24 protein-coding genes and 1 tRNA gene are annotated in these 25224 nt (G+C 66.3%); 15 read left to right on the top strand and 10 right to left on the bottom strand.

Translation table 11 applies throughout. From position 1 onward, the window contains the following. A partial coding sequence (locus P8X75_07255; GenBank protein MEJ1994998.1) for an ATP/GTP-binding protein occupies positions 1-274 on the bottom strand: 274 nt, incomplete at its 3' end. A 119-nt stretch (positions 275-393) separates the two neighbouring features. Here P8X75_07255 and P8X75_07250 point away from each other — a divergent pair. The 3 genes from P8X75_07250 to P8X75_07240 all read left to right on the top strand — a co-directional run bounded on the left by P8X75_07250 (position 394) and on the right by P8X75_07240 (position 2623). Next, positions 394-469, top strand: a tRNA-Thr gene (locus P8X75_07250). 115 nt (positions 470-584) lie between these two features. Next, entirely contained in the window at positions 585-1580 is a 996-nt protein-coding gene (locus tag P8X75_07245; GenBank protein ID MEJ1994997.1) for a FecR domain-containing protein, read from the top strand. A 146-nt stretch (positions 1581-1726) separates the two neighbouring features. Then, positions 1727-2623 (top strand): alpha/beta hydrolase, encoded by an 897-nt coding sequence (locus P8X75_07240; protein MEJ1994996.1) that lies wholly within the window; start codon positions 1727-1729, stop codon positions 2621-2623. On the opposite strand, the gene P8X75_07235 is transcribed toward P8X75_07240, so the two are convergent. Further along, entirely contained in the window at positions 2620-3282 is a 663-nt protein-coding gene (locus P8X75_07235; protein ID MEJ1994995.1) for a class I SAM-dependent methyltransferase, read from the bottom strand. The two genes, P8X75_07240 and P8X75_07235, sit on opposite strands and share 4 nt — an antisense overlap. Positions 3283-3397: 115 nt before the next feature. Here P8X75_07235 and P8X75_07230 point away from each other — a divergent pair, with 115 nt between their 5' ends. Then, positions 3398-4330, top strand: a complete 933-nt coding sequence (locus P8X75_07230) for an FkbM family methyltransferase (protein MEJ1994994.1) — start codon at positions 3398-3400, stop codon at positions 4328-4330. Here P8X75_07230 and P8X75_07225 read toward each other — a convergent pair. Continuing rightward, positions 4327-5229, bottom strand: a complete 903-nt coding sequence (locus P8X75_07225) for a LysR family transcriptional regulator (GenBank protein MEJ1994993.1) — start codon at positions 5227-5229, stop codon at positions 4327-4329. The genes P8X75_07230 and P8X75_07225 overlap by 4 nt on opposite strands. Positions 5230-5367: 138 nt before the next feature. On the opposite strand from P8X75_07225, the gene P8X75_07220 reads away from it, so the two are divergent. The 3 genes from P8X75_07220 to cydB all read left to right on the top strand — a co-directional run bounded on the left by P8X75_07220 (position 5368) and on the right by cydB (position 8494). Then, entirely contained in the window at positions 5368-5973 is a 606-nt protein-coding gene (locus P8X75_07220) for a pyridoxamine 5'-phosphate oxidase family protein (GenBank protein MEJ1994992.1), read from the top strand. A 96-nt stretch (positions 5974-6069) separates the two neighbouring features. Continuing rightward, positions 6070-7476, top strand: a complete 1407-nt coding sequence (locus P8X75_07215; protein ID MEJ1994991.1) for a cytochrome ubiquinol oxidase subunit I — start codon at positions 6070-6072, stop codon at positions 7474-7476. A 13-nt stretch (positions 7477-7489) separates the two neighbouring features. Beyond that, complete coding sequence (gene cydB / locus P8X75_07210; protein ID MEJ1994990.1) at positions 7490-8494, top strand: cytochrome d ubiquinol oxidase subunit II; 1005 nt, start codon at positions 7490-7492, stop codon at positions 8492-8494. 170 nt (positions 8495-8664) lie between these two features. On the opposite strand, the gene P8X75_07205 is transcribed toward cydB, so the two are convergent. Next, positions 8665-9546, bottom strand: coding sequence for a 50S ribosomal protein L11 methyltransferase (locus P8X75_07205; protein MEJ1994989.1), 882 nt, complete (start codon positions 9544-9546; stop codon positions 8665-8667). 4 nt (positions 9547-9550) lie between these two features. Continuing rightward, positions 9551-11830 (bottom strand): UvrD-helicase domain-containing protein, encoded by a 2280-nt coding sequence (locus P8X75_07200; protein MEJ1994988.1) that lies wholly within the window; start codon positions 11828-11830, stop codon positions 9551-9553. Between the two features lie 169 nt (positions 11831-11999). Between P8X75_07200 and P8X75_07195 the strand changes: the two genes are divergently transcribed. Then, a complete protein-coding gene (locus tag P8X75_07195; protein MEJ1994987.1) occupies positions 12000-13127 on the top strand; it encodes a M14 family metallopeptidase in 1128 nt (375 codons plus the stop codon). On the opposite strand, the gene P8X75_07190 is transcribed toward P8X75_07195, so the two are convergent. Then, positions 13124-14947 (bottom strand): chloride channel protein, encoded by a 1824-nt coding sequence (locus P8X75_07190; GenBank protein ID MEJ1994986.1) that lies wholly within the window; start codon positions 14945-14947, stop codon positions 13124-13126. The genes P8X75_07195 and P8X75_07190 overlap by 4 nt on opposite strands. A gap of 200 nt (positions 14948-15147) precedes the next feature. On the opposite strand from P8X75_07190, the gene P8X75_07185 reads away from it, so the two are divergent. Both P8X75_07185 and P8X75_07180 read left to right on the top strand, forming a co-directional pair. Further along, the gene (locus tag P8X75_07185; protein MEJ1994985.1) at positions 15148-16701 is read left to right on the top strand and encodes a hypothetical protein; all 1554 of its coding nucleotides are present in this window, start codon (positions 15148-15150) and stop codon (positions 16699-16701) included. A 2-nt stretch (positions 16702-16703) separates the two neighbouring features. Next, positions 16704-17108 (top strand): PilZ domain-containing protein, encoded by a 405-nt coding sequence (locus tag P8X75_07180; protein MEJ1994984.1) that lies wholly within the window; start codon positions 16704-16706, stop codon positions 17106-17108. 47 nt (positions 17109-17155) lie between these two features. Here P8X75_07180 and P8X75_07175 read toward each other — a convergent pair whose 3' ends face one another. Continuing rightward, a complete protein-coding gene (locus P8X75_07175) occupies positions 17156-17542 on the bottom strand; it encodes a hypothetical protein (GenBank protein ID MEJ1994983.1) in 387 nt (128 codons plus the stop codon). A gap of 158 nt (positions 17543-17700) precedes the next feature. Here P8X75_07175 and P8X75_07170 point away from each other — a divergent pair, with 158 nt between their 5' ends. After that, positions 17701-18207 carry a GNAT family N-acetyltransferase gene (locus P8X75_07170; GenBank protein MEJ1994982.1) on the top strand — a complete coding sequence of 169 codons (507 nt, stop codon included), beginning with the start codon at positions 17701-17703 and terminating at the stop codon, positions 18205-18207. Between the two features lie 7 nt (positions 18208-18214). On the opposite strand, the gene P8X75_07165 is transcribed toward P8X75_07170, so the two are convergent. Next, positions 18215-18727 carry a pentapeptide repeat-containing protein gene (locus P8X75_07165; GenBank protein ID MEJ1994981.1) on the bottom strand — a complete coding sequence of 171 codons (513 nt, stop codon included), beginning with the start codon at positions 18725-18727 and terminating at the stop codon, positions 18215-18217. Beyond that, positions 18724-19263 (bottom strand): thioesterase family protein, encoded by a 540-nt coding sequence (locus tag P8X75_07160; GenBank protein MEJ1994980.1) that lies wholly within the window; start codon positions 19261-19263, stop codon positions 18724-18726. The genes P8X75_07165 and P8X75_07160 overlap by 4 nt, the downstream gene beginning before the upstream one ends. A 93-nt stretch (positions 19264-19356) precedes the next feature. Here P8X75_07160 and P8X75_07155 point away from each other — a divergent pair, with 93 nt between their 5' ends. The 3 genes from P8X75_07155 (at position 19357) to P8X75_07145 (ending at position 22072) form a co-directional block, all read left to right on the top strand. Beyond that, positions 19357-20292 carry a hypothetical protein gene (locus P8X75_07155; GenBank protein MEJ1994979.1) on the top strand — a complete coding sequence of 312 codons (936 nt, stop codon included), beginning with the start codon at positions 19357-19359 and terminating at the stop codon, positions 20290-20292. Between the two features lie 288 nt (positions 20293-20580). Beyond that, positions 20581-21351: a VacJ family lipoprotein gene (locus P8X75_07150; protein ID MEJ1994978.1), complete on the top strand. Its 771-nt coding sequence runs from the start codon at positions 20581-20583 to the stop codon at positions 21349-21351. 58 nt (positions 21352-21409) lie between these two features. After that, positions 21410-22072, top strand: a complete 663-nt coding sequence (locus P8X75_07145) for an ABC transporter substrate-binding protein (GenBank protein MEJ1994977.1) — start codon at positions 21410-21412, stop codon at positions 22070-22072. A 52-nt stretch (positions 22073-22124) separates the two neighbouring features. Here the strand turns inward: P8X75_07145 and ettA are convergent, their stop codons facing one another. Further along, positions 22125-23798, bottom strand: coding sequence for an energy-dependent translational throttle protein EttA (ettA, locus tag P8X75_07140; protein MEJ1994976.1), 1674 nt, complete (start codon positions 23796-23798; stop codon positions 22125-22127). A gap of 334 nt (positions 23799-24132) precedes the next feature. On the opposite strand from ettA, the gene P8X75_07135 reads away from it, so the two are divergent. Further along, entirely contained in the window at positions 24133-25224 is a 1092-nt protein-coding gene (locus P8X75_07135) for a tetratricopeptide repeat protein (protein ID MEJ1994975.1), read from the top strand.

Raw genomic sequence — 25224 nt, 5'->3', positions numbered from 1 at the left:
CGCCGCCTGAGCGGCGCGAGGAGGGGTCGACGGCGATCACCCCGACCGTCAGGTCCTGGGCCCGGAAGCTGTTGATCAGCGCGCCCGCCAGCGTCGACTTGCCGACACCCGGGGGCCCCGTCAGGCCGATCACCTGGGCCCGAGGCGCGGCATAGGCCTGATCCAGCAGCGCCGTCGCGGCCTCGCTGCCCGCCTCCCGTTCCAGGAAGGTCAGGGCGCGCGCCATGCCGGGCTTGCCCAGCGCTGCGATCTCTTGAAGACTTAAGGCGTCCATGGGCTCAATCCTTGCCAGAGCCCGAGCCTAGCGGCAAGCGGGGGTCCGCGCCCACGAGAAAAACGGCTTGCCGCGGCCAGCCCCTAGGCGATAAGCAAAGACCCGTGGCAGGCAGCGGCGCCGGTTTAGCTCAGTTGGTAGAGCAGCGGTTTTGTAAACCGAAGGTCGGGGGTTCAAGTCCCTCAACCGGCACCACCCTTCAATCCCGCTGCCCGTTTCAGCCTATTCCCGGGCCAGAGTTTTCCCATTCCCGGTATGGATTTGTGGTACCAATAACCCCTTGGATTGAATCCGATTCGGAAGGGGCGAAATGGGGGATTCTTCTGGTTCTTCTGGCATTGAGCGGGCTGGCGGGACTCCTCCGCCCGGTGGCCCTGACGGGCAGATCGCGCAGCTCGGTCGAGAGGCGGACGCGATCGGCAACGTTACGTCCTTGACCGGCGCCGCCAGCGTGCTCCGCCAGGGGGAAACCCTGCTGCTCTCGCCTGGTGATTCCCTGTTCGAGGGCGACCTGCTTCAGACCGGCACGGCGGCGGAGATCACCGTCGTCTTCGCCGACGGCACCACCTTCAGCCTTTCCCCGAACGCGAGCATGGTGCTGGAGTCCTATCTCTATGCCCCCGAGGAGAGCGACAACGGGCTCAACTTCGGCCTGCTTCAGGGCACCTTCGTCTTCATCACCGGCGCGCTGACCGAAGACGGCGACTTCGTGGTGGACACCCCCGTGGCCGTGATCGGGATTCGGGGCACCTCCCCGGCCGTCAGGATCGAGGCGGACCAGGCCACGAGCTTCTCCATCCTGCCCGACCCGGACGGCCAGGTCGGCAGCTACAGCCTCTTCAGCCGCGACGGCGGGGAGCTGATCGCCGTCATCGAGGACCCTGCCAGGCTGGTGACCATCGCCGCGCCGGGCGAGGCCCCTTTCGAGCGCGCGCTCGCGCCCGACGAGATCACCGACTTCTACCTCCTGCGCAACCGGGGGACCGACAGCCTGGAGCAGAACCGCGAGGAGCAGGAGGAAGAGCCCCAAAGCCCCTTCGACCCCAACAACGAAAACGACCGCGATCCCGGCGCGCGCGATTCCGGGCGGGGCGGGCAGCGCGGGGACGCCGGTGAGGAACGCGAGGACTCGGACTATCTACAGCTCGGCGAACTGCTGAGCGACCTCGGCCCTGTCGGACCTGGACACCCGGCCGAAGCGCCCGGCGCCCTGATGGCCCAACTGGGGAGTGATTTCCAGCCGGGCGGAGGCGACCCCCTGGCCCTCCTCCTCTTTGATGGGGCGCAGGGCGAGCTGATCTACTGACCCGCCGCCGCAGGATCCCTCCAACCGGTCCCCACCCGATCCGGCCAGCGCCTTTCGGAGTTGTCGTGACAACGGCTTCCCGCTAGTTTTTTGACAGTCCGCACAAGCACTTATCACTCGTTAATCCGACCAATCGGGAGAGGGGCATGCCGCAGGGTTTCTTCGAAGGCTTCACTCTCCAGACCCAGCCGGTCGAGGCGGGGGAGCTGCGGCTGCGCCTGGGCGGCTCGGGACCGCCGCTCTTGCTGCTTCACGGCAACCCGCAGACGCACGCCATGTGGCACGCGGTGGCGCCGCGCCTGGCGCGGCATTTCACCGTGGTCTGCGCGGACCTGCGCGGCTATGGCGGTTCGCTGAAGCCCGAAGCCAGCGCCGACCACGCGCCCTATTCCAAGCGCGAGATGGCCAAGGACATGGTTCAGTTGATGGCGCGGCTGGGCCACCGGCGTTTCAGTCTGGCCGGGCACGACCGGGGCGGACGCGTCGCCCACCGCCTGGCGCTGGACCATCCCGAGGCGGTCGAGAGGCTCGCGGTCCTGGACATCGTGCCGACGCTGGAGCACTTCGAGCGCACCGACATGGCCTCGGCCATGGGCTATTACCACTGGTTCTGGCTGGCCCAGCCCCACCCCTTCCCGGAGACCCTGATCGGCGCGGACCCGCGCTTCTGGTTCCGCCACCACACCACGCGCCCGCCCAAGCATGGCAGCTTCTTCCACCCCGACGCGCTGGAGGATTACTTGAGCGCCGTCGACCATCCCGAGACGGTGCGCGGCATCTGCGAGGACTACCGCGCCGCTGCGACCATCGATCTGGTCCACGACCGGGAGAGCCGGGAGAAGGGCCTGAAGATCGGCTGCCCCCTGCTGGCGCTTTGGGGCAAGAAGGGCAAGATCGACGCCTGGTTCGAGCCCCTGGAGATTTGGCGGGACTACTGCACCGGCAGTCTTGAGGGCGGCCCCGTCGACAGCGGCCACTACCTGGCCGAGGAAACGCCGGAGGAGGTGCTGGAGCACTTCCTGCGTTTCTTTGGAGAGGCCTAGCGCTTCCTCGCCAGGGTCAGGCCGTCGCCGACCGGCAGCAGGACATGGTCCACGCGCTCGTCCTTGGCGATGGCGTCGTTGAGCGCGCGGATCGCCTTGGTGTCCTCGCTCTGATCCTCGGGGTCAATGACGGAGCCGCTCCAGAGCACGTTGTCGACGGCGATCAGGCCGCCGGGGCGCAGCAGCCCCAGGAGCTGCTCGTAATAGCGGCCATAGTTGGTCTTGTCGGCGTCCACGAAGGCGAAGTCCACCTGACCGGCCAGCCCCTCCCCTGAAAGCGCGTCCAGCGTCTCGGTCGCCGGGGCGATGCGCAGATCGATCCGGTCCGACAGCCCCGCCTCTTCCCAATAGCGCCGGCCCACGTCGGTCCACTCCTTGCTGACGTCGCAGCAGATGAGGCGCCCGTCTTCGGGCAGTGCGGCGGCGACGGCAAGGGCGCTGTAACCGGTGAAGGTGCCGACCTCGACGCAGAGCTTCGCCCCGGTCAGCTTCACCAGCATGGCCATGAGCGCCCCCTGCCCGGGCGTGATCTGCATCCGGGCATACTCCATGCCGGCGGTTTCCTCCCGCAGGCGGCGAAGGACATCGCTTTCGCGCAGGCCCTTTTCGTCCAGATAGCGCGAAAGCGCCTCGGTGAGGCCAATGTGTGAAGAGGACATGGTTCTAGAAACTCCCGGAGAAAAAAGCCTTTGGGAACGGACCGAATGCCGTCCGATTGGAAGAGTGAGGCACGGCGCGCGCGGGTCTGTCCAGAGGGGCCGGCGGCCTAAGCGCTTGCCTTTGCATCCCAGGCTTTCTAAAGCAGGGGGATCGAGGGCTCTGAAATCACGCCGCCGGGGGGACCACGCCATCGCATCCGATCCGCCACCGCTGTCGCCGCCCTTCGGGCGCTACGCGCTGCCAGCACCGCTGGAGGCGCTGCGCCGTCTGGGCGAGGGCCTGCCCAGCCGCTGGGCGGTCTCCCTGCTGCGCCGCCTCTGTCTGCTCGGGACCGGCGACGCCGCCGACGTGACGATCTTCGGCGGTCTGAAGGCCCGGCTCCACCCCCGCGACAACCGCGCCGAAAAGCGCGTCTTCTGCGGCAGCCAGTTCTGGGACCTGGCGGAGCGCGAGCGGCTGGGACGGGCGCTGTCGGAGAGCGGAGAGGCGCCCTTCGTTTTCATCGACGCCGGGGCCAATGTCGGGCTCTACAGCCTCGACCTGCTGGCGCGGGCAAGGCGCGCGGGCAAGGCCCTGCGCATCCTCGCGGTCGAGCCAGATCCGACCAACGCGGCCAGGCTTCTGGACAACCTCGCGGCCAGCACGGCCACGGAGGTGAGCCACGCCCCGGTCGCCCTGGGCGCGGAGAGCGGCGAGGTGCGCTTTGTCAGCGATTCGCTGGTCAACCGGGGCGAGGCGCGGATCGCGGACGAAGGCGAAAGCGGCGACCTGACCCTGCCCCTGCGCCCGCTACTGACGGTGATCGAAGAGGCGGGCTTCGCGCGCGTGGACGCCATGAAGATGGATATCGAAGGGCACGAGGTCCCGGTGCTGACCGCCTTCTTCGCGACCGCGCCCAAGACGCTCTGGCCCCGCCTCTCAGTGCTGGAGGTCGGCAAGGGCGAAGGACGCGGCGAGCTCTTCGAGTTGATGGAGAAGAACGGCTACCGCCTGGAGACGCGCCATAAGCTGAATGCGGTCTTCCTTCTTGAGGAGCCGGCGGGCTAGGGCAGCGCTCTCAGGCGCTCGCCCAAGCGCAGGGCCGCGAAGTCGACGAAGGCGCGCAGCTTTGCCGAGGTGCGCCGTCCTTCGGGGTGCAGCAGATGGACCGGCAGCGGCGCGGGTTCGTAGTCCTCAAGGAGCCTCACCAACCGGCCGGCGCTGAGCGCCTCGGCAACCTGATAGGAAAGCAGGCGCGCAACGCCCCAGCCGCTCTCGGCCAGCTCGCGCACGGCCTCGTTGGCGTTCAGGGTCAAGCGCGGCTCGAACCGGAAGCGCCGTTCGGACCCGGCTTCGAGAAAGCGCCACTCGGGAAGAGCGCTGACGGAGTTCGCATGGATCAGGCGGTGTCCGCTGAGGTCGGAGGGCCGCTGCGGGGTTCCCGCGCGGGCCAGATAGGCGGGACTGGCGAAGACCGTGGGGCGCACCTCCCCGACCTTGATCGCGATCAGCGAAGAATCCGGCAGGGGCCCGATGCGGACCGCCAGGTCCAGGCCCTCCTCCATCAAGCTGACGCTGCGGTCGAGGAAAAGCGCCTGCGCGCTCACCAGGGGATAGCGGTCCAGGAAGGCGGCCAGAACCGGGGCCACATGCAGGCGTCCGAACAGCAGGGGGGCGGTGATGCGAAGCTCGCCGCGCGGCTCCGCGTGATCGCCCGCCGCTGACTCCTCGGCCTCCTGAAGCTCCACGAGCAGGCGCTTGGCGTCGGCGAGGAAACGCGCGCCGCTCTCGGTCACGCGAACCGAACGGGTGGTGCGCACCAGAAGACGCGCACCCAGCCGCTCCTCCAGGGCCGAGACCGCCCGCGTGGCGGCGGGCGGCGACAGGCCGAGGTCGCGCGCCGCCTTGGCGAAGCCGCCAAGCTCCGCGACCCGCACGAAGACCTCGATGCCCTGAAGACGGTCCAAAATATTATTCCTTTAAACGCAATAAACCTGTTCATATTATCCATATTAATAATCTTTGTGAAGGCGCTTACCTTTATCTCGAAAGGCACGGCGGAGCTTGGTTCGCCGCTGTTTTCCGAACCAGAGGAAGGGTTGGAGATGCCCCGCAAATTCGCCGAAATCGCCTTCACGCCCACGGTCAAGTCTGTCCAGGAGCAGCAGGGCAGCCGCGAGGCTTACCAGAAGTTCGAAGAGATCGACGAGCCGGAGGCCCTCCTGAGCGAGAAGGAGGCCGCCTTCATCGAGGCCCGAGATGGCTTCTACCAGGCGACCGTGAGCGAAACGGGCTGGCCCTATGTGCAGTTCAGGGGCGGCCCCGCGGGCTTTCTGAAGGTGATCGACGCCCGGCACATCGGCTATGCCGACTTCCGGGGCAACCGGCAGTATCTGAGCGTCGGCAACCTGAGCGCCAACGACCGGGTGGCGCTGATCCTGATGGACTACGCCAACCGCCGCCGCCTGAAGATCTGGGCGCGCGCCCGAATCCTGGACGCCGAAGACGCGCCGGAGCTCGTTTCCAAACTTCAGGCGCCGGGCTACCGCGCACGGGTCGAACGGGCGGTGATCCTGAAGATCGAGGCCTTCGACTGGAACTGCCCGCAGCACATCACGCCGCGCTTCACCGAAGCCGAGATCGCGAGCGTCACGGGCCCGCTGCAGGCCCGGATCGCCGAACTGGAAGAACAGCTCGGACGCGCCGGTTAGGGAACCGCCCGGCTCTGCGACAACCCGCGCCTTTGGCTACGGCGGGCATTACATGGCATTCTCTTCGTCAAACGAAGAGACGGAGTGACCTGCCCCATGGAATTCCCGACCGCGCTGGAACTGGCCCGGCTCCAGTTCGCCTTCACGGTTTCCGCCCACATCATCTTCCCGGCCTTCTCCATCGGGCTCGCCAGCTACCTGGCGGTTCTGGAGGGGCTCTGGTTGATCCGGCGGGACGACAGCTATCTGAAGGTCTTCGACTACTGGAAGACCATCTTCGCCGTGGTCTTCGGCATGGGCGTGGTCTCCGGCATCGTCATGAGCTACCAGTTCGGCACCAACTGGTCGGTCTTCTCGGACAAGACCGGGCCGGTGCTGGGGCCCTTGATGGGCTACGAGGTGCTCTCGGCCTTCTTCCTGGAGGCCGGATTCCTCGGCGTGATGCTCTTCGGGCGCAACCGGGTCGGGCCCAAGCTGCACTTCTTCGCCACCGCCATGGTCGCGATCGGCACCCTCTTCTCGGCCTTCTGGATCCTCTCGGTCAACTCCTGGATGCACACGCCAGCGGGATACGGCATGAACGAGGTCGGGCAGTTCGTGCCGGAGGACTGGTGGGCCGTCATCTTCAACCCCTCCTTCCCCTACCGGCTGGTTCACATGGTCCTGGCGGCCTACCTGACCACGGCCTTCGTGGTGGGCGGCGTGGGTGCCTGGCACCTCTTGAAGGAACCCCGCGACAGGGGTGCGCGCATCATGTTCTCCATGGCCATGTGGATGGCGCTGCTGGTGGCGCCGCTGCAGATCGCGGCCGGGGATCTCCACGGACTCAACACGCTGGAGCATCAGCCGGCCAAGGTTGCCGCCATGGAAGGCCACTACGAAACCAAGCGGGGCGCGCCGCTGATCCTCTTCGGGATCCCCGACGACGAGGCCGAGGAAGTCCGCTTCGCCCTGGAGGTGCCCAAGCTCGGCTCCATGATCCTGACCCACGACTGGAACGGCGAGGTCCAGGGCCTGAAAGCCTTCGCCAAGGAGGACCGACCCCCGGCGGAGATCGTCTTCTGGTCCTTCCGCATCATGGTGGGACTGGGCTTCCTGATGGTCTTCATCGGTCTTTGGAGCGGTCTTCAGAGACTGCGCGGCAAGCTGTTCGAGGCGCGCTGGCTGCACCGCGCGGCGGTCCTGGCTTCGCCCGCGGGCTTCGCCGCCGTCCTGGCGGGCTGGATCACGACGGAGGTGGGGCGCCAACCCTGGACCGTGCAGGGCCTCTTGAGGACGGCGGAGTCCCACTCGCCGCTGGAGGCGGCGGCCGTCGGCACCTCTCTGATGATCTTCGTGGTGGTCTACTTCGCTGTCTTCGGCATGGGCACCTACTACTGCCTGAAGCTGATGGCGAGCAGCCCGGAGGCGGGCATCGACGAGCCGCAGGGCCCCAGCCGCTCGGCGGGCCTGATGCCCGGCCCCATCCTGCGGCGCCTGCGCGCCATCACACCGGCCGAGTAAGGGGGAGGACGTCATGGAACTCGACCTCGCATTCATCTGGGCCGGCCTCATCGCCTTTGCCGTCTGTGCCTATGTCGTGCTGGACGGCTTCGATCTGGGGGTCGGCATCCTCTTCCCCTTCCTGGGCGACGACAGCGAGCGCGACCTCGCCATGAACTCCGTCGCCCCGGTCTGGGACGGCAACGAGACCTGGCTGGTGCTGGGCGGCGGCGGACTCTTCGCGGTCTTCCCGCTGGCCTACGCCACGGTGCTCCCGGCGCTCTACGCCCCGATCATCGCCATGCTGCTGGGGCTGATCTTCCGGGGCGTCTCCTTCGAGTTTCGGGCGCGCGCCCAGCGCAGCCGCATCCTCTGGGACGTGGGATTCTTCGGCGGCTCGCTGATCGCCGCCTTCGCGCAAGGGATCGCGCTGGGCGCGCTGGTCCAGGGGATCGAGGTGGAGAACCGCGCCTACGCCGGCGGCTGGTGGGACTGGCTGACGCCCTTCTCCATCGTGACGGGCGTCGCGCTGGTGATCGGCTACGCGCTTCTGGGCGCCAGTTGGCTGGTCATGAAGACCGAGGGGCTGCTGGCCGCGCGGGCGCGCGACTACGCCTGGCGCAGCGGCGTCGTGACGCTGCTTCTGATCGGCGCGGTTTCCCTCGCCACCCCGTTCCAGAACTCCGCCTATGTGGCGCGCTGGTTCGCCTGGCCGACGGCGGCCTTCTCGATCATCGTGCCGCTGCTGGTGGGGCTCTGCTGCCTGGGTTTCTGGTGGGGCCTGAAGCGGCATCACGACTGGCTGCCCTTCCTCTCCGCGCAGGGCGTCTTCCTGCTCTGCTACGCGGGGATCGGCATCTCCTTCTACCCCTACATGGTGCCGCCTTCGATCACCATCTGGCAGGCGGCGGCGCCGGACAAGAGTCTGGGGTTCCTACTGGTCGGCGCTCTCTTCCTGATCCCGATCATCCTCTGCTACACGGCCTACGCCTACTGGATCTTCCGCGGCAAGGTGGACCCGGACGAAGGCTATCACTGATGGCTGAGGACAAGCCTCGGCTCTCCAGACGGCTCGGCTGGTTCGTCCTGCTCTGGCTGGGCGGGGTGCTGGCGGTGACGCTGGTCGGGCTGCTGATCCGGGCGGTGCTGGCCCCCTAGGCGCGTTGGAGCGCCCTCGCGCTCTGGGCGCGTTTGGAGCGCCCTCGCGCCCTAGGCGCGCTGGAGCACCAAGGTCATCCATTCCGCCAAGGGGTAGCGTCCGGCCAGGATCAGACCGGCGTTGCGATGGCGCAGCCGCACCATGCGCTCCTGGCTGGCGAGCAGGCCGGACAGCACGGCGAACCCGCCCGGCGCCAGATTGCGCTTCAGGTCCTCGGCCATGGCGCAGAGCGGGGCCGCCAGGATGTTGGCGACGATCAGGTCGTAGGGCGCGTCCGCACGCACCAGCGCGCTGCGGTAGCCTTCGCCGTACTCGTAACGCAGCAAGGGCGCGAGCCCGTTCAGCCGCGCATTTTCCCGCGCCACCAGGACCGAGGCCGGGTCGTTGTCCACCCCCAGGACCGGCTTCTTCCAGAGCGCCGCCATGGCCATGGCCAGCACGCCGGAGCCGCAGCCCATGTCGAGCGCGCGGCCCCGCCAGCTGACCCCGAAACTCTGCAGGTCCTGCAAGGCCAGAAGGCAGCCGCGCGTGGTCTCGTGCCGCCCGGTGCCGAAGGCCTGGTTGGCGTCGATCAAGAGCGGGATGGCCCCGCCCGAGGGCCGCTCGCTCGTGTGGGAGCCGTGCAGGAAAAACCGGCCCGCGCGGATCGGCGGCAGCGATTTCTGGCTTTCGGCCACCCAGTCGGTGGGTGGCAGCGGCTCGGCCTTGTAGTCGGGCGCTTCGCAACCCGACGCCGCCGCGGCCAGCGAAAGCGCGGCCACCAGCGCGGGGCGCTCGGGCTCGTTCTCCAGATAGAGGGTGACGGGAACCAGGCCGCTCTGGTCCGGGCCGCCGGTCACCAAGGCCCCGCCGAGGCCGCTCAGCGCCTCGTCCAGGATCGCCAGTTTCTCCGCTGGAAAGGAGAGGTCAACGCGCCAGCCGTTCCCGCTCATCCGGTCATCCCGCCTGATCCGCGGGTACCACGAAGGAGGCCATGACCTTCTTCTGCCCCGCCTTTTCGAAATTGATGGTGAGGCGTTCGCCCTCGCGCGCGCTGACGACCCCGTAGCCGAACTTGTTGTGGAACACCCGCTCGCCCTTCTTGTAGCCCTCGCCGGACAGCGTGGTGACCTCCTCCGCGACACCCTCGATGAAGCGCTGCGGGCGCTTGCCGTATTCCTGGGCGCGCTGATAGCCGGGCGTCTGGCGCTGCTGGTTCCAACCGCCGCCCCAAGCCGAAGCGCCGCCAAAGGCCCCGTAGTTTCCGGGCGCGCCGTAAAGGCCGGACTCGCTCTCAACCTCGACCGCGTCCTCGGGCAGCTCGTCGATGAAGCGCGACGGCAGCGCCGCCGCCCAGGACCCGTGCAGCCGCCTGTTGGCGACGAAGGAGACGATGGCCCGTTTGCGCGCGCGGGTCAGCCCGACATAGGCGAGGCGCCGCTCCTCCTCCAGGCCCTTCAGCCCGTTCTCGTCCATGGCGCGCTGGTTGGGAAAGAGCCCCTCCTCCCACCCGGCCAGGAAGACCGTGTCGAACTCCAGCCCCTTGGCGCCGTGCAGCGTCATCAGCGTGACCTGATCCTGATGGCTGTTCTCCACCGTCTCCATGACCAGGGACACGTGCTCCAGGAACTGCGCCAGGGAGTCGAACTCCGCCATGGCGTTGATCAGTTCCTTGAGGTTCTCCAGGCGGCCCGGCGCGTCCGCCGTCTTGTCCTGCTGCCACATATCGGTATAGCCGGACTCGTCCAGGACGATCTCGGCCAGTTCCGGATGCGGCGTGGAGCCGACCATCCCGGCCCAGCGGTCGAGGTCCAGCATCAGGTCGCGCAAGGCGTTGCGCGCCTGGGGCCGCAGCTCATCGGTCTCGATCACCTGCCGGGCGGCGGTGGTCAGCGGCATCTCCCCGGCGCGCGCCACCTGATGGAGCAGGCGCAGGGTGGCGTCGCCCAGGCCGCGCTTTGGCTTGTTGACGATGCGCTCGAAGGCCAGATCGTCGGAGGCCGACTGAAGCAGCCGCAGATAGGCCATGGCGTCACGGATCTCCAGACGCTCGTAAAAGCGCGGGCCGCCGACCACGCGGTAGGGCAGCCCCAGCGTGATGAAGCGTTCCTCGAACTCGCGGCTCTGCGCGGAGGTGCGCAGCAGGATCGCGATCTGCGACAGGTCGTGGCCCTCGCGCTGAAGCCTCTCGACCTCCTCGCCGACGAAGCGGGCTTCGGCCTCGCCGTCCCAGAGACCGCGTACGCGTACGGGCTCGCCCCGTTCGTCTTCAGTCCAGAGCGTCTTGCCCAGGCGGCCCTCGTTCCTCGCAATGACCGAGGACGCGGCGTCCAGAATATTGCCGGTCGAGCGGTAGTTCCGCTCCAGCCGGACCACCTTGGCGCCGGGGAAGTCCTCTTCGAAGCGCAGGATGTTGCCGACCTCCGCGCCGCGCCAGCCGTAGATCGACTGGTCGTCGTCGCCGACGCAGCAGATGTTCTTGTGACCCTGAGCCAGCAGCCGCAGCCAGAGGTATTGCGCCACGTTGGTGTCCTGGTACTCGTCCACCAGAATGTAGCGGAAGCGGCGGTGATACTCCGCCAGCACGTCCTCATGCTGCTGGAACAGCGACAGGCAATGCAGCAGCAGGTCGCCGAAATCGCAGGCGTTCAGGGTCAAGAGGCGCTCCTGATAGAGCCGGTAGATCTCGACCGCGCGCCCGCCCGCCAGTTCACCCCCGTCGGCGGCGGCCAGCTTGTCGGGGGTCAGGCCCTTGTCCTTCCAGCGCTCGATCACCGAATGGACCACCCGCGCCGGCCACTTCTTGTCGTCGATCTGCTCAGCGCGCAGCAGCTGCTTGACCAGCCGCAGCTGATCGTCCTGATCGATGATGGTGAAGTTGGACTGGAGCCCGATCCGCTCGGCATGGCGGCGCAGGATGCGCGCGGCGAGCGAGTGGAAGGTCCCCATCCACCAGTTCTCGACCTCCGCGAGACCGAGGAGCTGGGCGACGCGGTCCTTCATCTCGCGCGCCGCCTTGTTGGTGAAGGTGACGGCGAGAACCTGGCCAGGCTGGCATTTGCCGCTGTAGAGCAGGTGGGCCAGACGGGTCGTCAGGACCCGCGTCTTGCCGGTGCCCGCGCCCGCCAGGACCAGCACGGGACCGTCCAGCGCCTCCACCGCGTCGCGCTGGGCCTGGTTGAGCGTATCGAGGTAGGCGGGCTTGGCGGCGGCCCGGGCGCTGATCGACTCCGACATGCCGAGGACTATAGCGCAGAGAGAGGCCTTAGTCAGACCCCGGAGCGGGGAAAATTCACAGCTCTCCACGGCTTGACGGCAAGGCGGGGAAAGGGGCAAGACTCTCACCTCCGACCCTCTCCCGTCCCGGCGCGCAGGCGCTTGGATTTCCAGCCAAGGTTTGACCCTCATGACGCCAGAGATCGAGCGCATCCCCCTCGCCCCCGCCGGCCCCGGCACGCAACGCGACCTGCTGGTGCTGCGATACGGCAAGAAGGGCGCGGGCCCCAAGGCCTATATCCAGGCCTCGCTCCACGCCGACGAGACGCCGGGCATGATGGTGGCCCATCACCTGCGCCGCCTCCTGGGTGACGCGGAAGTGCTGGGGGAGATCGTGCTGGTCCCCTACGCCAACCCCATCGGCCTGTCCCAGATGCTCCTCGATCAACAGATCGGGCGCTACGAACTGTCGGGGAAGGGTAACTTCAACCGTGCCTGGCCGGACCTCTTCGAGGCGATCGGCGAGCGGGTGGCCGGAGAGCTCGGCACGGACGAGGCGCGCAACCGCAAGGTCGTGCAGACCGCCATGGCCACGCACCTCCACGCCTGGGACCCGGTCGACGAGCTGGAGAGCCTGCGCAAGACGCTTTGCGGTCTTGCCTACAACGCCGACGTGATTCTCGATCTGCACTGCGACGACGACTCGCTGGCGCACCTCTACATCGTGCCGCAGTCCTGGCCGGAGGCGGCGGACCTCGCCGCGGGCCTCGACTGCCGCGCCGTGCTGACGGCCGAGGATTCGGGCGGCGGCTCCTTCGACGAGGCCTTCTCCACGCCGTGGATACGCCTCGCCAAGGCGCACCCCAAGGCCGCGATCCCCAAGCCTCCGCTCTCCATAACCGTTGAGCTTCGCGGGCAGGCGGACGTCTCCGACGCCCTGGGAGAGGCCGACGCAGAGGCGATCTTCAGCGCGCTGCAGCGGCGCGGCGTGATCGGCGGGAAGGCCCCGAAGGCCAAGGCCATGAAGTGCGAGGCGACCGACTTGGCGGCGACCGAGGTGGTGAAGGCGCCGATTCCCGGAATCGCGGCCTATCACGTGAAGCTGGGCGAGACAGTCACCCGCGGTCAGGTGATCGCCGAGATCGTCGATCCCGGCGCGGAGGACCTGGGCCGGGCGCGCATCGCCGTCCACGCGGGCACGGACGGTCTGGTGCTCTCGCTCCGCTCTCACAAGTGGGTGGTTCCCGGCGCCACGGTCGCCAAGATCGTCGGCACCGAGAAGCTGGAAGGCCGCGAAGGCTACCTCCTGGAAAACTAGACTTCCCCGCGTTCTTCCTTGCGGGCCTGGACCAGGGTCTTGTGGTAGGCGGCCATGACCTCGTGCTCATGGACCATGCCGATGAAGCGGCGCTCCTCCCGGTTGTTGATCACAGGCAGATGCACCTCGCCAGAGGAGGTGAAGGCCTGGACGGCGGCCTGAAGGTTGTCGCTGCTGACCAGGGAGTAGCCCGCCTTGTGCATCACGTCCGAGGCCCGCAGTTCGCCGTCGCGGTCCCGGTCGAAGGCCAGTTCGCCCAGGTCGGGAAAGCCGATCAGGCCTTCGAGGCGGCCCTCGGCGTCGTTCACCACCAGCAGGCTCCAGGGCGCAGCGGAAAGGCGCGAGCGCACCTGTGCGAGCGGCGTGTCCGGAGAGACGCTCTCGACCTTCTTGTCGGCGAAGCCGGTGACCTCCAGCGCGCGCAGAAGCCCGACCTCGCGGCCGCCGCCCAGCGTGATGCCGCGCCGCTCAAGCTGCCACTGGAAGAAGGAACGGCCGAAAAGCTGCTGGGTGATGATCGAGGCGACGGCCGTTGCGATCATCACCGCGATGGTGAGCGCATAGTCCGAGGTCATCTCGAAGATGATCAGCATGGTGGAGATGGGCGCGCCCAAGACTGCGCCTGCGACCGCTCCCATGCCGACGATGGTGTAGGCGCCGTGGCCCGAGGAGAGCGCCGGGAACACCGAGGTCGCCACCACGCCGAAGGACCCGCCGATCATGGCCCCCAGGAAGAGCGAGGGCGAGAAGACCCCGCCGCCGAAGCCCGAGCCCAGCGACAAGGCCGTCGCCAGGGTCTTCATGAGGATCAGCGCGAACAGGAGCCAGAGCGGCAGCAGTTCCTGAAGCGCCTGATCGGTCGCCCCGTAGCCGACGCCCAGCACCTGGGGGAAGAAAACGGCGATCACCCCGACGCCCAGCCCGCCAATGGCCGGCCGCAGCCAGGGCGGGACCTGCGGCAGACGGCTCCAGGTGTCTTCGACGGTCATGATGGAGCGCATGAAGAGGATGGCCGCCATGGCGCTGATGACGCCCAGGAGCGCGAAGGCCGGGAACTCGAAGAACGAGGTGATCTCGTAACTCTGCGGCAGGACGAAGGCGGGGAAGTCGCCGTAGACCATGCGGCTGACGATGGTGCCCAGCACGCCCGCCACCACCACCGGCGCAAAGGCGGAGAGGGCATAGTGTCCGACCACCACCTCCAGCGCGAAGAAGACACCGGCGATCGGCGCGTTGAAGGAGGCCGCCACCGCCGCCGCCACGCCGCAGCCCAAGAGCGTGCGGCTCATGGCGCGCCCCAGATGCAGGCGTTTGGCGACCCAGGCCCCAATGGAAGCGCCGAGATGAACCACCGGCCCTTCGCGACCGACGGAGCCGCCGACGCCAACCGAAGCCGCGTTGACCAGCGCGATCTTCGCCCCGTCCTTCAGCGACATCCTGCCGCCACGCAGCGCGGCCACCTCGATCACCTGGGCGACCGATTGCGGCCGACGGTCAGGAAGGAAGTAGTAGGCGGCAAGACCGATCATCAACCCGCCCAGCGCCGGCGCCAGCAAGACGCGCCACCAGGGCACATCGGCAATGAAGAGCAGAATGTTCTCGCCCCGGTCGGACAGAAAAGCCCACTGGATCAGGTCCACGGCATGGCGGAACAGCACGGCGGCGGCGCCCGAAGCGAGACCGATGGCGATCGAATAGAAGAAAAGCCTCAGATGCGGGTTGGACAAGGCAGAACGGTTGCGCGCCAGAAGCAAATAGCTGCTGCGCCGAGCGCGCCGCAGTTGATGGCTGAGATTCAGGATCGAGTTGCCGGACATCATTCCGCTTCTGGTGGTTAGACCCAGAGTAACCACGAATGCCCGGAGAGGTAAAAGACCTTCTGGCCTGGAGGAAAATGCAGGCGGCGCCTGGCCCCGGGTGAATTATTTCGCATTAAATTAAACTTAAGAGTTTCCTGCGAAGCTTTTTCCAATTCCGAAGGTCGCAAAGACCCGGTTATGGACGGATTGAGGGAAAAGCCATGGTCTTGAATGTGCAGGACGCGGCAAAGGGCGTCGTCGCTGTAGAGCGCCCGGGCGCCGAGGAAACCGTGAAAGTTCCGGCGGGTCAGCCGGTCCGCATCGCCTTTGACGCCGGCAGCTCCACAATGACCGTGGAAAACGGCGACCTGGTGGTGCGCTTCCCGGACGGCGCGACCATCGTTTTCGAAGGCGCAGGCCTTCAGCTTGCAGAAGCCGGCCAGACGCCGCCGCAGGGCGCGCCGGGCAACGCGCAGCTTGCTCAAGGATTTGAGCCGGGCGGCGCAGAGGGTGCGCCTCCGGCGGAGTTGCCCGACCTCCTGGAGTTGAGCACACGTGAGCTGGAGCAGCTCCTGCAGATCGAGCCCGCTGCGGGCGCAGCCGACCCCGACGAAGGGGATCAGGAGGCTCAGGGCAGCGGCGGCGATTTCGAAGCACCCGGCCTGACCGCCCTGGAGGGGCTCTCCACGCTGGGTTTCCTGTCCGGTGAAAGCGAGGGTGGCAGCCCGCTCCCCGACCAACCGCGCGTCAACGCTTCAACGGAGCCGGGGGAGGCTTCTCCCGCAGGCAATCCTTCTCCCAGCGATCCGCCCGCCGAGTCTTCGGCTGGTGGAAGCCCCGACGGCGGCGTGGCGCAGAACGGCGACAGCCCGGACCTTTCAGGCGGGCAGACGCCCCCGCCGCCTCAAGCCGCCAATCCGGAAGAGGAAGGTCCCGGTGAGGGTAGCCCTGGTGAGGGTAGCCCAGGAGAGGGCGACCCTGGAGAGGGCGACCCCGGCGACGGCGATCCCGGCGAGGGCGATCCCGGCGAGGGCGATCCCGGCGAGGGCGACCCCGGAGAGAGTGGTCCCGGCGAGAGTGATCCCGGTGAGGTCGGTCCAGTCGGGGACAGTGAAGAGGAGCCGGGTGAGGTCGTCGAGGGCAGTGGTCCCGGCAACGGAAACGGCAACGAGGGCAACCCAGGCAACGGCGGCGGCAACACCGGCGGCAGCGGTCCGGGCAGCGGCAACGGCGGTATGCCGCCTGGGCAGATCGAAGACGAAGACGAAGGGTCAGAGAGCGTTTCCGCCGAGCCCGGCGGCCCCGGCAACGGAAACGGCAATACGCCGAACTCCGGTAATGGCGGCGGCAATACCGAAGGCAGCGGTCCGGGCAGCGGCAACGGCGGCACCCCGCCAGGCCAGAACGAAGACGACGCGGACGGCCCCTCGGACGAGCAAGTCGGCGCGGCGCTTCAGACCCTTGGGGAAGAGCCGCTTGTTCTCACGGGATTCGACATCGCAGCCCCCGAAGCGGGAGGCAGCACGCTCGACCTGTCAGAGGTCATCGCGGACTACGACAGCACCAGCCTGACCTACCTTCTGCAACGTGACGGACGGGGTTGGGATATCGCGGTGCAGGTCGAGAGCGGCAGCGAAGAGGGCGGCCCGGTCACGCTCGCGGTGATCGACGGAGACAGCCTGACCGACGGCGGCGCCTCAGTGAACCTGAACCCCAGCTTTGATGCGGCCGAGGCCTTGGCCGACAACATCCAACTTTCGACCACGGGAGGATAACCATGCTCTACGACCGTTTTTCCAACGCCACGAAGACGCTCGGCGCAGGCGACGGCATCTCCGACCCGCGCGACCGGCGGCAGTTCCCGCGCAGCAAAGGCGCTTGCGAGCTCTATTACGAGAAGGAGCGCTACGAGCTGATCGACTGGTCCGCCGGCGGTTGCGCCGTTGAAGGGCTGACCGGGCTCGCCGAAGGCGACAAGATCGACGTCACCTTGCGAATCTCCGGCAAGCGCACGGCTCTGGTCCAGAACACGAAGGCCCGCGTCATCCGCGTCGAGAAGGAGTCGGTGGCCTTGAAGTTCCTCGATCTCTCTATCGAAGAGCGCGATCTGCTTCTGATCGCCCAGGGCGCGTTTTCCGACAACGTCTTCGTGATGGACCTGAACGAAGACCAGATCGTCTAGCTTGCGGGCCCGCTGCACTGTCCATCGTCCGCGCGCCGGAGGAATGGTTAGCGCGGTTCGAAAGCGGCCAGAATCGCCTCGGCGAAACGTTTGGCGGCCTGGCAGCTGACAAGCGGTTTGCCTTTTATCTTCAGTTGCCCGGCGACGAAGGCGCTGCGCTCCGCGCTGCGCTGCTCCAGCTCTCTGGCGGTGTCCCTGAAGCCGCAATCCTCCAAGCCCCCTGCCGTCATGCCCATCCAATAGCTGCTCTGCTCTCCTTGGCTGAAGCCGGAGGGCGGCGCTGTTGGCGAGACCCGCGCAAAGCCGTCGGGCGCGCCGGCGTCGACGAAGTTGGCCAGCGGGCCGCGAGCCTCCTGATAGGTGAGGAAAGCAGCGCCGTTTTCGTCGCGCGGAATCTCCACGGCACTCGTCATATCCGCCGCGCAGGCCGCCAAGATCAAGGGCGCTAGCACCAAAGACAGCTTCTTTCCAAAGACGCCAGAGATGGTCATGGGACTCCCGGACCGTTAGAAGATGACGACACTCGCCGGACTATAGCAGCGCGCTCCCCGCCTCTGTAAACTCCCCCGCCGAACAAGAAGGAAAGCCGTCCATGCGATATGAGATACGCCAAGCGACACGCGCCGACAGCCCGGCCATCTACCGCCTGGTCCGCGAACTCGCCGTCTTCGAGGAGCTGGAGCACAAGGTGAAGGCCAGCGAGCAGGACATCGCCGAGATGGGTTTTGGCGAACGGCCCTACTTCCACTGCCTGCTGGCCGAAGAAGTGGCGGAAAGCGGAGAACGGCAAGCGCTGGGCTTTGCGCTTTACTTCCACAACTTCTCGACCTTCGAAGGGCGGCCCGGCATCTATCTGGAGGACCTCTTCGTCTCACCCTCAGCACGGGGCGCCGGACTGGGACGGGCCCTGCTCGCGCGTCTGGCCCGGATCTGCCAGGAGCAAGACTTCCGGCGGCTGGATCTCTCGGTGCTGCACTGGAACCCAGCGCGCCAGTTCTATGAACGGATCGGCATGAGCCACCAGGCGGAATGGCTGGGCTATCGCTTGGAGGGCGACGAGCTGGAGCGTCTCGCCGGCGAGGCCGAGACGGCGCGCTGAAGCAAGCTCAGCGCCAGTTGCAGCGCCCGACCGACCCCTCCGCGCAGACCGTCTTGCCATCTGTCCAGGTCGCGCCCGAAAGCTCGGTGCGGGTGATGTCCGACCCCTCGAGCTTGGCGCCGGTCAGGTCGGCCCCACTGAGGTCGGCGCGATAGAGCCGGGCGTTCCGAAGATCGGCGCCACGGAAGCTGGAATCCATCAGCTTGGCCTTGGTCATGTCCGCCTGGAACAGCTTGGCCTCGTCGAAATTGACGCCGACCGCCGTCGCGTTGACGAACTTGGACTGATAGCCCTCGACCCCGCTCAGGTTGCTGTCGCTCAGGTCGGCGCGCAGGAACGAGGCCGAGCGGATGCGCGCTCCCTCCAGGTCCAGGCGCGTCAAGTCCAAGCCGTCCAGCGCGCACCGGTCCAAGTTCACCCCCGGCGCCGGCGGATCGGCACAAGCCGCAGAGGCGACCCCAGGGGTTCCGGCAAGCAGCAGACCCGCCAGTAAGGAGCATAGAAGCGCGGTGACTTTCATCGCTTCTGCCCCAGCGCGCAGCCCTCTGGCCGGGTGATGGCCCGTCCGGCCTCTTCCGGCCAAGGCGCGCCGCTTTGAGCCTCCAGGATCCCGGCGAGTTTCGCCGAGACATCCTCCGGGATCGGAGTGACGCGGCGCGATTTCAGATCGACGTGCAGATGAAGCCATTCCATGGTTGCCGCCAGGTATCCCTTTTCCTTGTGGTACATCCGGCTCATGAACCGCAGACGCTTCTCGTCATATCCCAGAAGCTGAAGGTCGCAGACAAGCCGGTCGCCCAGATGAACCTCACTCTTGTAGGTAATGTGCCCTTCAACGGTGAAAAGGGTATTGCCGTCCCTTTTCCGCCGCTGGGCGTCCAGTCCGATCCGGTCCATGAAGGCATCGGTGGCGCCATCGAACACCAGAACGTAGTAGGCGACGTTCATATGACCGTTGTAGTCCACCCATTCCGGCAGGACCTCGGTTTCAAAGATCGCGTCCCAGCTCTGCCCGGCCTCCTCGTCGATCCCCTTATCGGTCCCCTTGACGGTCATCGGAATACGGCTCCCCTGTTGCCACCGCGAGCCTGACGATATAGCAACGGGGCTAGGGGTCAACCAAGCGCCAGAGGGTGGCGGAGCGGCGGAATGATGGAGCTTCTAAGCCGCTTGGGCCGGAACGGAACGCGGGTGCTGTTCCTGGCGGTCTTTCTGGGCCTTCTGGTCCCTCCGCTGGCCGCCCTGCTGCGGCCTTTCCTTCCCATCGTCGTGGCCTTGCTGCTGTTCACGGCGCTGCTTCGGATCGACTGGGGCCAACTGCTGGAGGCGGTGCGCCGACCCTTTCTGATAGGCCTGCTGGTGATCTGGATGCAGATCGGGTCAGCCATTGCCGCGCTTGCGGTCCTGAGCGTGACGCCCCTTCCTCAGGACCTGACCGCCGGGATCGTGCTGATGGCCTGCGCGCCGCCGATACTGGGGGCCGCCGCGATCGCGCTGCTGCTGGGCTTGGACGGCGCGCTGCTCCTGGTCGTGGCCCTGGTTTCGACACTCCTGACCCCGATCACCGTGCCGCCCCTTGCCCTGATGCTGCTGGGGTTGGAACTCAACATCGGACTCGCGCCCTTCATGCTGCGACTCGGGCTTCTCGTCGGACTGTCCTTCCTGGCCGCGGGCCTCATTCGCAAGCGGGTGGGACCCGCGCGGCTCGCCGCCAAGGGCGACGCCCTCAACGGTGTCATCGTGCTCCTGATGACGCTCTTTGCGATCGGGATCATGAAGGGGGTCGGACCGCTGGCGCTTGCTGAACCGGAGAGGGTCCTGCTCTGGACCGCCGCAGGGCTGGCCGCCAACCCGCTCTTGCAACTTGCGGGCACCTTGATCGCCTGGCGGTTGGGCCTCAAGAAGGCGCTTTCCGTGGGATTGGCGAGCGGAAACTGCAACATGGGACTGCTTCTGGCCGCCCTGCCGCCCGGCGCCGACCCGGGCGTCGCGCTGTTCTTCGCCGTGGCGCAATTGCCGATGTACACCCTGCCACTCCTGCAAAAACCCCTCTATACGCACTGGTTGAAGAAACTTGCTGGATAAGTGTATCAAAAGACTGTGTTATTTTTGCAACAGCGTTGGGTCGACAAGCCTACTTTGCTGCGCTGCCGAGTAGCGAAGCCACGCGCCTTGTGCTACTCCCTGATGCTGATGCACGAGTCTCGGCGAAGTTTGATCGGAACAGGGGATTGATCGATCGAACGCGACAGGTTGAGGTTCGACCGGCGGCATCCCGAAAACAAGGGGCGGAACCGTATAGAGAGCGGTTCATGTCCCGGGGAAGACCGGGCGTCATCGGGATTGTGAAGCCTATTTTGGGGATTTCTTACGATGCACCTGACACAAAATCTTCGCGGCGTGACTTTGGCGTTCTTGCTGGGTTTGCCGCTGGCGCTCGGCGGCTGTTCGGCGATGGGCGACCGGGCGAGCACCTTCAGCGAAGACGGCATCGAAGACCCCTTCGAGGACTACAACCGCGTCATGTTCGAGGTGAACCTGGCGATCGATGACGCCATTCTCACCCCTGCCGCCAAGGGCTACCGCACGGTCCTGGCGCCCGGCGCGCGCGATGTGGTGCGCGACTTCCTGCGCAACCTCTCCTCGCCGGTGGTTCTGGTCAACAATGTCCTGCAAGGCGACTGGGACGGCGCGTTGAACACGGCCCAACGCTTCTTCATCAACACGGCCAGCACCGGCGGCCTCGTGGATATCGCCGAGCTTGAGGGCTATCCCTACCGCGACGAGGACTTCGGGCAGACCATGGGCGTCGGCGGTGTCGAGGAAGGCCCCTATCTGATCCTGCCGCTCCTGGGACCCAGCAACTTCCGCGACACGACCGGGATGGTGGTCGACCTCTTCTTCGATCCGATCAACTACATCAATAGCGACAACCTCGTGCAGTTCCTTCCGATCGGCCGCGGGGTCGTGGGGGCCGTGGATTCGCGCTCACGCAACATTGAGACGATTGAGGAACTTCGCGCGGATTCTGTTGACTTCTATGCCCGTGTGCGCTCCCTCTACACCCAGAACCGGCGTATCGCCATCAACAATGGCGAAGGGGATCTCGAGAGTTTCCCGACGCCCGGTCTGGACGGCAACTAAGCCGAAAGGGTCTTAACAGGGGCCCGGTCGGCGCTCGACTGTGGAGCCACTCAACGTGATGCGAGCCTCTCTACGCTCTTTTTCCGCCTTTTTCCTGGCCACACTGTTGGTATGGAGTCTGCCCGCGGGAGCGAACGACTATCTGACGGCCGATGAGCCCGACGCCTTTATCGTGCAGCTTCGCGACGTGTCGCTGGAGCAGTTGACCGATCAGTCTGTCGCCTCCGAGGACCGCCGCGCACGCTTCCAGACGCTCCTGAACGAAGGGTTCGATGTGGAGGCGGTTTCCTCCTTCGTCCTGGCCAAGTATTGGCGGCAGGCGAGCGACAACGAACGTCAAATGTTCAAGACGGTCTTCTCGGACGTGCTGACGGCGCGCTTCCTGCCGGTCTTCGATCTCTATCAAGAAGGCATGGACTTGACGGTGGACCGTGTGTCCGAGGCCGGCAATTCAGGTCAGGTCTTTGACGTATTCTCGACCCTGACGCGCCCCGGTGAGGAGCCGGTGAAGATTGCCTGGCGCCTGCTCAAGCGCGACGGCGGCGACTTCAAGATCGTCGACGTCCGGGTGGAGAACCTCTCCATGGCCATCACGCTCCGCTCGGAGTACACGACCCAGCTTCAGCGCAACGGCGGCAGCGTGAGCGGCCTGATCGACGACTTGAAGCAGCGGCTGGCGAGCGGCGCCGTGGGCGATCCCAAACTGACCGAAACCAACTGATTCAAGCGCCGGATCAAGGCTGAACGGGGCCCCTTCACGGGCCCCGCTTCCTTTAGCGCTTGAGGGGCTTGTACTTGATCCGGTGCGGCTGGTCCGCCTCGGCGCCCAAACGGCGCTTGCGGTCGGCCTCGTAATCTTCGTAGTTGCCCTCGAACCAGACCACCTGACTGTCGCCCTCGAAGGCCAGGATGTGGGTCGCGATGCGGTCCAGGAACCAGCGGTCGTGCGAGGTGACGAGAACGCAGCCTGCGAACTCCTCGATGGCATCCTCCAGGGAGCGCAGCGTGTCCACGTCAAGGTCGTTGGTCGGCTCGTCGAGCAACAGCACGTTCGCGCCCTGCTTCAGCATCTTCGCGAGATGGACGCGGTTGCGCTCACCGCCGGAGAGGGCGCCGACCTTCTTCTGCTGGTCCGGACCCTTGAAGTTGAAGGCGCCCACGTAGGCGCGGCTGGGGACGGTGTGCTTGCCCACCTCGATCACGTCGGTGCCGCCGGAGATCTCCTCCCAAACCGACTTGTTGGCGTCCAGCGTATCGCGCGACTGGTCCACATAGCCCAGCTGGACCGTGTCGCCCACGTTCAGCTCGCCACCGTCGGGTTTGTCCTGACCGACGATCATGCGGAACAGCGTGGTCTTGCCGGCGCCGTTCGGGCCGATGATTCCGACGATGGCGCCCGGCGGGATCTTGAAGTCCAGATCCTCGATCAGCAGGCGATTGCCGAAGCCTTTGCGCAGGCCCTTCGCTTCGATCACGAGGTTGCCCAGCCTCTGGCTGGCCGGAATCACGATGCGGCCGGGGTCCGGCGCCTTGTCGCGGGAATCTGCCAACAGCTTGTCATAGGCCTGAAGCCGGGCTTTCGATTTGGCCTGACGGGCCTTCGGGCTCTGGCGCACCCACTCCAGCTCGTGCTTGAGGGTGCGCTGGCGGGCGCTCTCTTCCTTCTCCTCCTGGGCCAGACGCTTCTGCTTCTGCTCGAGCCAGGAGGTGTAGTTGCCTTCAAAGGGAATGCCGCGCCCGCGGTCCAGTTCAAGAATCCAGCCCGCCACGTTGTCCAGGAAGTAGCGATCGTGGGTCACGGCCACGACCGTTCCCTTGTACTTCTCCAGGAAGCGCTCCAGCCAGGCGACGGATTCCGCGTCCAGGTGGTTGGTCGGCTCGTCGAGCAGCAGCATGTCCGGCTCGCTCAGCAGCAGACGGCAGAGCGCGACGCGGCGGCGCTCGCCACCCGAAAGTTTGCCCACTTCCGACTCGCCCGGCGGACAGCGGAGCGCGTCCATGGCGATCTCCACCTTGCGGTCGAGCTCCCAGCCGTCCGCGGCGTCGATCTTCTCCTGCAACTCCGATTGCTCTGCGATCAAGGCGTCGAAGTCCGCGTCTTCCTCGGCGAACTTGGCGCTGACTTCCTCGAAACGGTCCAGAAGCGCCTTCACGGGCGCGACACCTTCATAGATGTTGCCCGCGACATCCTTGGTGTCGTCCAGATGGGGCTCCTGCTCCAGATAGCCGACGCGCACGCCCTCGGCGGCCTTGGCCTCGCCGCTGATATCGTTGTCGAGCCCGGCCATGATCTTCATCAGCGTCGACTTGCCTGAACCATTGAGGCCCAGCACGCCGATCTTCGCACCCGGGAGGAAGAACAACCGGATGTCCTTCAGAATCTGGCGCCCGCCCGGGAAGGTCTTGGACACACCGTCCATGTGGTAGATGTACTGGTAGGAAGCCATTCTCTGTCAGGTCCTCGTGTTTCGGTTCGCGTGTTTCGGTTCGCGTAAACCCCTTGGATCCAGGCATCCGCCGCCGCTCTCTTCGGCGCACCGCTGTCACTCGCGCGTTCTTTCCGGCGGCGCGGTTGTTTCTCTTCGGCGCTGGTAAGGGTGTAGACTTTCGGGGGCGGTTTGTAACCCATAGCCCCGCAGCGTGCAATCGGACAGGTCCTACCCTGTCCCAGACGCCCTCTGGAGATGGTTTAGATTCGATCAACTAAATTTTGATACAAAGGATCTCTAAAGGCCGGGCGTTTCCCGGCTAAAGAAAAACTTTGGCGGTAGAAAACGATCGATGACCTATTGGGAGCTGGAAGATGGCCCCTCCTCAGGGGGCGGTGGCATTCTGGAGCGCGTGCAGCGTTTGCGGGACCGCTTGCTGACGGCCCCCAGCCGGATCAGCTTGCAGATGGCGGCCCCGGCGGTCCGCCGCACCGCGACCAGTCTGGCGCTCAGCCTTCTACTGCTCTTGCCGGCAAGCGCCGGAAAGTTCGAGGGCGGCCTCGACGCCCTTCACAAAGGCTATTTCCGGGAGGCCGTGCGCGACTTCTCCGACGCCGTGACCGAGGGTCACCACCGCGCCAGCCTCTATCTGGGCCTCATGGCCTGGCATGGCGTCGGCATGAAGGCGGACCGCAACGCGGCGGTTCGCTATTTCTCCTTTTCCGCCGAACAGGGCGACCCCGTCGCCCAATACTATCTCGGCACCCTCTATCAGGATGATTTCGGGCTGCTGCAGCTCCAGCGTTCCGCACGCGCGGGCTTCGCCCCAGCGCAGGTGGACCTGGGGCTTCGCTATCATGCAGGCCAAGGGGTGGCGAAGGACTTCGAGCAGGCCGCCTACTGGTATGATCGCGCCGCCGACGCCGGTGAACCCCGCGCCTTCGACCGTTTGGCCGTGATGCACTACTACGGTCAGTGGTTCCCGCAGAACAACAACATCGCGACCTACAACGCCATCATCGCCGCGCGGCTGTTCGAGTCCGACAAGTTCAGGTCGATCCAACGAAAGAACCTCGCGGCCTTCACCAAGAACATGAAGCCCACAGACGCGGCGTTGATCCAGTTCTCCGCCGCCGAGCGTGCCAACGAACTGCTGCGGGAAAACCAGGCCGAAATCCGCGACATGCTCTACATGCGCGCCCTCCTGGGCAGCGACTTCTCCTACATGGCGACCAAGCAGCCCTCGCTGGTGGGCGGCATAGAGGCGACCAATCTGCTGTCCTTCCTGGAGCGCGGGATGGCCTACTACCTGACAGGCCGCTGCGACGACGCCCAGGCGGCCTTTGAGAAGGCCGACGAACGAAGAGAGGGCGAAGGACGCGCGCGGGCCTACCTCAACAGAATGGATCAGTGCCAGCGCGTGCCAAAGCCACAGGGAAATTGA

The organism is Limibacillus sp., from assembly GCA_037379885.1.
Taxonomy (GTDB): domain Bacteria; phylum Pseudomonadota; class Alphaproteobacteria; order Kiloniellales; family CECT-8803; genus JARRJC01.
The sequence above is the reverse complement of the archived record's forward strand: the minus strand, read 5'-3'. Positions and strand labels throughout refer to the sequence as shown.